Source organism: Rhodococcus sp. P4_B6, from assembly GCF_056402215.1.
This window is the reverse complement of record NZ_JBFUHV010000314.1, coordinates 1-5,091: the sequence shown is the minus strand read 5'-3', so window position 1 is coordinate 5,091 and position 5,091 is coordinate 1. Positions and strand designations below refer to the sequence as shown.

Sequence of the window (5,091 nt, the reverse complement as noted above, 5' to 3'; positions counted from 1 at the left end):
TGGCGTACACACTCATCACCAGGAATACGCCGGTGACGAAGGTACGGGTGGTGAAGATCCGAATCCACGGGATAGTCGGCTCAGTAGCCGAAGATCGAACCACCGTCCGGGGACTACTCCACCCCTTTTTCTCGCAGTGGCAGGGCCCCCACATCACCCATGGACGGCGTCGACAGGATCCGAGCGAGCTCCGGATCGGCGTACACCTCCGCCGTATGGCGCCACGCCTCGATCGTGGGGCGCGCCCTTCTTCTCCGAACCGGTGTCGCCGACGATCAACGCCCCAGCGCGGTCACCGAGACAGTCGACCACGTAATCGCGGACATCGTCACGGATCGGCCGAGCCGCTTCTCCTCGGGATTGGTCCCATCCCAAGCGATCTCCGACCGTGACGAGGCAACCACACGGGTCAGAAGTCCCAGTCTGCGTCCTCGGTGTGCTGGTGCTTGCCAATCACGTACGAGCTGCCGGCACCGGAGAAGAACTCGTGCGTCTCCCCGCCGCCGGGGTCCAGGGCAGCGAGGATCGCTGGATTCACCTGGCACTCGTCGTCCCGGAACGCGGGGTGGTAGCCGAGGTTCGCCAGCGCCCTGTTCGCATTGAACCGCATGAACGGCAGCACGTCCTCGGTCCAGCCGACCTCATCGTACAGATCCCGCGCATACCCGACCTCGTTTTCGTACAGGGCGTGCAGCAGCTCGTGGGTGTAGTTGTGGTGGGCGGCCCGCAGGCCGACGGGCATCCGCTCGAGCACGCGCCGACACTTGTAGCCAATGTAGAACCCGTGCACCGCCTCGTCGCGGATGATCAGTCGGATCAGGTCGGCGGTGTTGGTGAGCTTGCCCCGTGAGGACCAGTACAGAGGCAGGTAGAACCCCGAGTAGAACAGGAACGATTCGAGCATCACCGAGGCCGCCTTGCGTGCGAGCGCGTCGTCGCCGCGGTAGTAGTCGAGGACGATCTGGGCCTTGCGTTGCATGTGAGCGTTCTCCTCCGACCAGGTGAACGCCTCGTCGATCTGCCGTGTCGAGCACAGGGTGGAGAAGATCGAACTGTAGCTCTTGGCGTGCACCGACTCCATGAAGGCCATGTTGGTCAGCACCGACCGCTCGTGCGGGGTGACGGCGTCGGCGATCATGGCGACTGCCCCCACGGTGGCCTGGGCAGTGTCGAGCAGCGTCAGCCCTGTAAACACCCGGACGGTCATCTGCCGCTCGGCCGGGGTCAACGTCTGCCAGGAGCGAAGATCGTTGGACAGCGGCACTTTCTCCGGGAGCCAGAAGTTGCGGGTCAGCCGATCCCACACGGCGGCGTCCGTCGCATCGGGCACCCGGTTCCAGTCGATCGCGTGGACGCGGTCGAGGCGCCGACCTTCGTTTCGTGATGTCACTGCGGATGCGCCTCCTCGACGGGCGCGTGGTCGTGACGACACTTCATTGTCCCACCGCAGAATTGTCCACCGCACACGTCACCGTGCCGATGGAAACCGAACCGCTCGCGCTCGACCCGACCGCCCACACGATCCGAAAGGTGCTCGAGCCTGCGGCATTCCGTAACACCGTGGTGATCGACAACTGGGATCCGCGGGACGGCAAGCTCGACCTCAGGGAGACCAGGACTTCGTAGTCCCCTATCCCGAAGAACGGCTCCGACGGGACTGCCCGAGGCGATCACGCCGACCTCTTTTCTCGGCATTATCTTTTTCCGGCCCATCCGGCGCGGGGGTCGAATCCGCTTGTTTCCTCTGCCCGGGCGTACGCACGCAGCGCCTCGGCAGCCTCGTGGTCAAGTTCGGGCGGGACCGCGACCTCTACGGTTACCAGCAGATCGCCGACCGCGGCGCCGCGGTGGGCCACCCCGCGTCCGCGCAGCCGGAACGTTTTCCCGGACTGGGCGCCTGGCGGGATCTTCACACTGATCTGGCCATCGAGGGTGGGCACGGACAGCACTGTCCCCAAGGCAAGTTCGGCGAAGGACACGGGAACGGTGACGGTGAGATCATCGCCGCTGCGGGCGAACACCGGGTCCGGGTCCACCCGCACGGTGACATACAGGTCCCCCGACGGTGCCCCGGCGAGACCGGGTTCACCCTGCGCGGGTAGCCGGACGCGTTGCCCGTCGCTCACTCCGGGCGGGACATGGACGGAGATGGTGCGGGTGCGGTCCCCGATCCCGGCGCCCTGGCAGTCCGGGCAGGGGGTGTCGACGATCGATCCCGTGCCCCGGCAATCGTCGCAGGGTTCGCCGAACCCGAGGCCGCCCTGATTCCGGTTGCGCGTCCCGACGCCGTGGCAGTGTGGGCAGGTCCGTTGCCGGGTTCCCGGTCGTGCGCCGGAGCCGTGACAGCTGGTGCACACCATCGGCCCACTCACCCTCAGCGGCAACACCATCCCGGCGACCGCCTCCCGGAAGGACAGCCGGGTCTCGGTCTCGACGTCCCTGCCCCGCCTCGGCCGGGCCGACGCCGCTCGGGTTCCGGCGCGCCGGAACAGGTCTCCGAGCACATCACCCACCCCGCCCAGAGGATCGCCCACGGTGAAGGGTGAATGGCTCCCGAACAGGTCCCCGAAGTCGAAGCCGCCCGACCCGGCGCGCGCGGCGGTGGTGGTGGTGCCAGCTTCAGGACGAAAACCCGTCCTCGCGAACGCCCCGGATCGGAACAGCCGGCGCGTGCGATCGTAGTCCTTGCGTTTGGCAGGGTCAGATAGCACCGCGTACGCCTCGCTGACGGCCTTGAACCGTTCCCCTACCTGGGTGTTGTGCGGGTTTGCGTCCGGATGCAGCTCCCGAGCCAATGTGCGGTATGCCTTCTTGATTTCCTCGGCCGACGCCGTTGAAGGGACACCCAGAGCGGCGTAGAAGTCGCGGTCGAGCCATTCCCGCTGCGTCACCGAGAATCCTCCTTTCCCTCTGGCCGGTAGCTGGAAAAGGGCTACGCGCCAAGAACGGCGTTGACGGGTTCGTGGGCGGCGTCTCAGGAATCGTCGCCCGATGTTGTGCCCGTGACGTCCCCTGGCCGAGCGGGTCCCTCGACCACGGTGACTGTCGCGGTCCGCAGCACCTTGCCGCCACCGAATGTGTAGCCGCGTCGCAGCACCCTGCCCACGACGGGATCGCCCCCAGCGCCTTCGTGCTGGACTGCTTCGTGCAGGGTGGGATCGAAGCGGTCGCCCTCTTCACCGAATGCKGCCACCCCCAGGCCGCTCAGGATCGCACCGAGTTCGGCCGCGATCGCAGCCAGTGGTCCGGATTCGAGGTCGCCGTGCTCGCGGGCTCGGTCGAGATCGTCGAGGATCCCGAGAAACTTCGCCGCCACCGATGCCATCGCGGCCGCGACCGCCAGGTGCCGGTCGCGTTCTATTCGGCGCCGGTAGTTGGTGTACTCGGCTTGCACCCGCTGCAGATCGGCGGTCAACTCCGCCACTCGATCAGGGTGTTCGCCCGCCTCCCGATCAGTCCGGTACCCAGGGTGCATCTCGGCGTCCGGCGTGGTCGGGTCGGGTTCCCGTTGTGGGGTCGGGGTGACGGGCTCGCTCGGGGTGTGCTCGCGTACCCGGCCGGTGTCCGGATCGCCACGGCGTTTGTCGGTGATCGCGATCGGTTCCCGCGGCGGCTTGTCGCCGTTGCGCCGCTCGCTGCTGGTCATCGGGTGTCCTCCCGTCCAGGTTCGTCCACCACCTCAGCGTCGAAGACTTCACCGGCCCCTTCCGAGGCGCCGTTCCCTCCGCCGGCGGCGGCCGAGTCCTTCGCCTGTGCGTCGTAGATCGCCTGGCCCAGGGATTGCGAGTCGGTGGTCAGTTTTTCGATGGCCTCTTTGATGGCCGCGACGTCGCTGCCTTTCAACTTCTCTTGGGCATTGGTGATCGACGCCTCGACCTTTTCCTTGACGTCGGCGGGCACCTTGTCCTCGTTGTCCTTGATGAACTTCTCGGTCTGATACACCAGCGACTCGGCCTGGTTGCGGACCTCCGCCTCCTCTCTGCGTTGAGCGTCCTCCGCGGCATGTGCCTCGGCGTCCTTGATCATCCGGTCGATCTCCTCCTTGGACAGGCCCGAGCCCTCCTGGATCTTGATCGTGTTCTCCTTACCGGTGCCCTTGTCCTTCGCGGTCACATGCACGATGCCGTTGGCGTCGATGTCGAAGGTGACCTCGATCTGCGGCACGCCACGCGGTGCCGGCGGAATCCCCGCCAGCTCGAACGAGCCGAGCAGCTTGTTGTGCGAGGCGATCTCTCGCTCACCCTGGAACACCTGGATCTGCACCGAGGGCTGGTTGTCGTCAGCCGTGGTGAAGGTCTCGGACCGCTTGGTCGGGATGGTGGTATTGCGCTCGATGAGCTTGGTCATCACGCCACCCTTGGTCTCGATGCCGAGGGACAGCGGGGTGACATCGAGGAGCAGCACGTCCTTGACCTCGCCCTTGAGCACGCCGGCCTGCAGGGCGGCGCCGACGGCGACGACCTCGTCCGGGTTGACGCCCTTGTTCGGTTCCTTCCCGCCGGTCAACTCGCGCACCAGATTCGTCACAGCGGGCATGCGGGTGGAACCGCCGACGAGCACGACGTGGTCGATGTCCTTGACCAAGATCTTCGCGTCCTTGATCACCGATTGGAACGGAGCCCGGGTACGGTCGAGGAGATCGGACGTAATCTTCTCGAACTCGCTGCGCGAGAGTTGCTCGTCGAGGAACAGCGGGTTCTTGTCCGCATCGACGGTGATGTAGGGCAGGTTGATCGACGTACTCTGCGACGAGCTCAGTTCGATCTTGGCCTTCTCCGCGGCCTCTCGCAGCCGCTGCATCGCCATCTTGTCCTTCGTCAAATCGAACCCGTTGTGCGATTTGAATTTCTCGGCCAGCCACTTCACGATCCTGTCGTCCCAGTCGTCACCACCGAGGTGGTTGTCGCCGGACGTGGCCCGGACCTCGACGACGCCCTCGCCGATCTCGAGCAGCGAGACGTCGAAGGTGCCGCCACCGAGGTCGAAGACCAGGATGGTCTGTTCCTTGTCGCCCTTGTCGAGGCCGTAGGCCAGTGCGGCCGCGGTGGGCTCGTTGACGATGCGCAGGACGTTGAGGCCGGCGATCTGGCC

Annotated in this window: 4 protein-coding genes and 1 pseudogene; 1 reads left to right on the top strand and 4 read right to left on the bottom strand. The window is 66.1% G+C overall.

The features are described from left to right. Positions 1-409: 409 nt before the first annotated feature. Positions 410-1,390, bottom strand: a complete 981-nt coding sequence (gene nrdF, locus AC1DWT_RS49370; protein ID WP_206015479.1) for a class 1b ribonucleoside-diphosphate reductase subunit beta — start codon at positions 1,388-1,390, stop codon at positions 410-412. 74 nt (positions 1,391-1,464) lie between these two features. Here nrdF and AC1DWT_RS49365 point away from each other — a divergent pair. After that, positions 1,465-1,617: pseudogene (locus AC1DWT_RS49365) on the top strand (ParA family protein); the annotation flags it as partial. A gap of 77 nt (positions 1,618-1,694) precedes the next feature. Here AC1DWT_RS49365 and dnaJ read toward each other — a convergent pair. The 3 genes from dnaJ to dnaK form a co-directional block, all read right to left on the bottom strand. After that, on the bottom strand, positions 1,695-2,891 hold the full coding sequence (gene dnaJ, locus AC1DWT_RS49360; RefSeq protein ID WP_206015478.1) for a molecular chaperone DnaJ: 1,197 nt from the start codon (positions 2,889-2,891) through the stop codon (positions 1,695-1,697). Positions 2,892-2,974: 83 nt separating this feature from the next. Beyond that, positions 2,975-3,646 carry a nucleotide exchange factor GrpE gene (gene grpE / locus AC1DWT_RS49355; protein WP_072948693.1) on the bottom strand — a complete coding sequence of 224 codons (672 nt, stop codon included), beginning with the start codon at positions 3,644-3,646 and terminating at the stop codon, positions 2,975-2,977. Beyond that, positions 3,643-5,091 (bottom strand): molecular chaperone DnaK (dnaK, locus tag AC1DWT_RS49350; RefSeq protein ID WP_477926074.1); only part of this gene is annotated, 1,449 nt, incomplete at its 5' end. The genes dnaK and grpE, both read right to left, overlap by 4 nt.